Raw genomic sequence first — 2300 nt, 5'->3', positions numbered from 1 at the left:
GCGCCGGGCCACGCGACCCACCCCCGCCCCGCACCCACGCCGGACGACTCCATGTCGACGTAGACCGCCCCGTACTTCCCCAGGAGTACACGCGACCACCACGCCCGGCTGACGCCCGCCACCGCGCCTGCCGTCTAGCGTGGCGGCATGGACGGACAGCACGAGCACAGCGGCGGCCCACCGCTGTGGCGGTGGCGCCACGGACCCCCGTGGCGGAACCATGAGGGTGACGAGGAGCGCGGCCACCTGCCCTGGCTCTCCACCGCCCTGATCACAGCCTTCGTGCTGGCCGGCTCCAACTTCGCCACCCACGCCCAGGAGGGCGAGCGCACCCCGCTCGACCTCTTCGGCCGCGCCCTGCTCCTCGTGACCTGCCTCGCCCTCCTGGCCCGGCAGCGCCACCCCGTGCCCGTCGTGTTCGCCACGGCCGCCACCACCCTGGTCTACCTCGGCGCCGGATATCCGTACGGCCCGGTGTTCCTCGCCGTCGCCGTGGCCTGCTTCAGCGCCGTCGTCGCCGGGCACCGCCGGGCCGCCTGGGCGGCGATGGCCGCGCTGTGGGCCGGGCACGCCCTGCTGGCCCACTGGCTCTACCGGTGGCTGCCGCCGTCCGGGGACGCGGCCGCGTCCTGGGGGCAGGAGCTGGTGATCGCCGCCTGGGTGGTGGCGATCGTCGCCCTGTCGGAGCTGGCCCGGACCCGCCGCGAGCAGTGGGCGCGGGAACGGGCCGAACGAGCCCAGGCCGCCAGACGGCGCGCGGACGAGGAGCGGCTGCGGATCGCCCGCGAACTGCACGACGTCCTCGCCCACAGCATCTCCGTCATCAATGTGCAGGCGGGCGTAGGTCTCGCCCTCCTGGACAGCGACCCCGAGCAGGCCCGCACCGCCCTCACCACCATCAAGGACCAGAGCAAGGAGGCGCTCGGCGAGGTCCGTCAGGTCCTCGACACCCTCCGCGCCCCCGGAGACGCGCCGCGCGCGCCGGCCCCGGGCCTGGACCGGCTGCCCGAGCTGGTGGCGCAGGCGGCCGGTGCCGGTCTCACCGTGGAGGTCGAGGGAGAGCCGCCGCGCCTGCCGCCCGGCACCGACCTCGCCGCGTTCCGCATCGTCCAGGAGGCCCTCACCAACGTCGTACGGCACTCGGGGTCGCGCCGCGCCCGCGTCCACCTCGCGCGGGACGGCGGCATCCTGCGGCTGCGCATCGACGACGACGGACCGGCGACCGGCGCCGACGCCGGCGGCAGCGGCAACGGGCTGGCCGGGATGCGGGAGCGGGCGGCGGCACTCGGTGGCACCATCGAGGCGGGCCCGCGCCCCGACGGCGGCTTCCGGGTGCTCGCGTCCCTGCCGCTCACCGTGCGGCACGCCGAGGAGTCCGAGGAGGAAGACCGGTGATCCGCGTACTGCTCGCCGACGACCAGTCACTGGTCCGGGCAGGCTTCCGGGCCCTGCTGGACGCCCAGCCCGACATCGAGGTGGCCGGTGAGGCCGCCGACGGTGAGGAGGCGGTGCGCGCCGTCCGCGAACTGCGCCCCGACGTCGTCCTGATGGACATCCGCATGCCCGCCCTCGACGGCCTGGCCGCCACCCGCCGGGTCACCGGGGACGAGGAGCTGAGGGACGTGAAGGTGGTCATGCTCACCACCTTCGAGCTCGACGAGTACGTCTTCGAGGCCATCCGCTCGGGCGCCTCCGGTTTCCTCGTCAAGGACACCGAGCCCGACGAACTCCTGCGCGCCGTGCGGGCGGTGGTCGCCGGTGACGCGCTGCTCTCACCGGGGGTGACCCGCCGTCTGATCGCGGAGTTCGCGGCGCGTTCCAAGGAGCCGGCCGCCGCAGACGCGCTGTCCCACCTCACCGAGCGGGAACGGGAGGTGATGGCCCTGGTCGGCATCGGCCTGTCCAACGAGGAGATCGCCCGCCGCCTGGTCGTCAGCCCCCTCACCGCCAAGACCCACGTCAGCCGCACCATGGTGAAGCTGGGCGCCCGCGACCGCGCCCAACTCGTCGTCCTCGCCTACGAGTCGGGCCTCGTGCGGCCGGGCTGGCTGGGCTGATTCCCGCGCCCGAACCGCACCAGCACGCTCACCACCCGGACGAGGAACACCACGACGGCCAGCACCGTGCCCGTGCCGACCAGTCCGCTGCGCACCCCGGCCGGCAGTCCGAATACATAGGCCGGTCCCACCACGGCGCCGAACAGTACCGCCGCCGCGAACGCCGCGCTGAACAGCGCGTATCCGATCTCGACGGTCATCGCGTCCCGCTCGCCCTGCGTGCGGCGTCCCCCGTAGCTGCTA

Annotated in this window: 3 protein-coding genes; 2 read left to right on the top strand and 1 reads right to left on the bottom strand. The window is 74.5% G+C overall.

Translation table 11 applies throughout. From position 1 onward, the window contains the following. The first annotated feature begins 147 nt into the window (after nucleotides 1-147). The gene (locus tag GTW67_RS09345) at nucleotides 148-1395 is read left to right on the top strand and encodes a sensor histidine kinase (protein WP_161164341.1); all 1248 of its coding nucleotides are present in this window, start codon (nucleotides 148-150) and stop codon (nucleotides 1393-1395) included. Continuing rightward, nucleotides 1392-2057 carry a response regulator gene (locus GTW67_RS09340; protein ID WP_161164340.1) on the top strand — a complete coding sequence of 222 codons (666 nt, stop codon included), beginning with the start codon at nucleotides 1392-1394 and terminating at the stop codon, nucleotides 2055-2057. The genes GTW67_RS09345 and GTW67_RS09340 overlap by 4 nt, the downstream gene beginning before the upstream one ends. On the opposite strand, the gene GTW67_RS09335 is transcribed toward GTW67_RS09340, so the two are convergent. Beyond that, a partial coding sequence (locus GTW67_RS09335; protein WP_161164339.1) for a DUF6332 family protein occupies nucleotides 2018-2300 on the bottom strand: 283 nt, incomplete at its 5' end. The genes GTW67_RS09340 and GTW67_RS09335 overlap by 40 nt on opposite strands.

The sequence above is a fragment of the Streptomyces sp. SID5910 genome (assembly GCF_009862125.1).
In the GTDB taxonomy this organism is placed as follows: Bacteria; Actinomycetota; Actinomycetes; order Streptomycetales; family Streptomycetaceae; genus Streptomyces.
The sequence above is the reverse complement of the archived record's forward strand: the minus strand, read 5'-3'. Positions and strand labels throughout refer to the sequence as shown.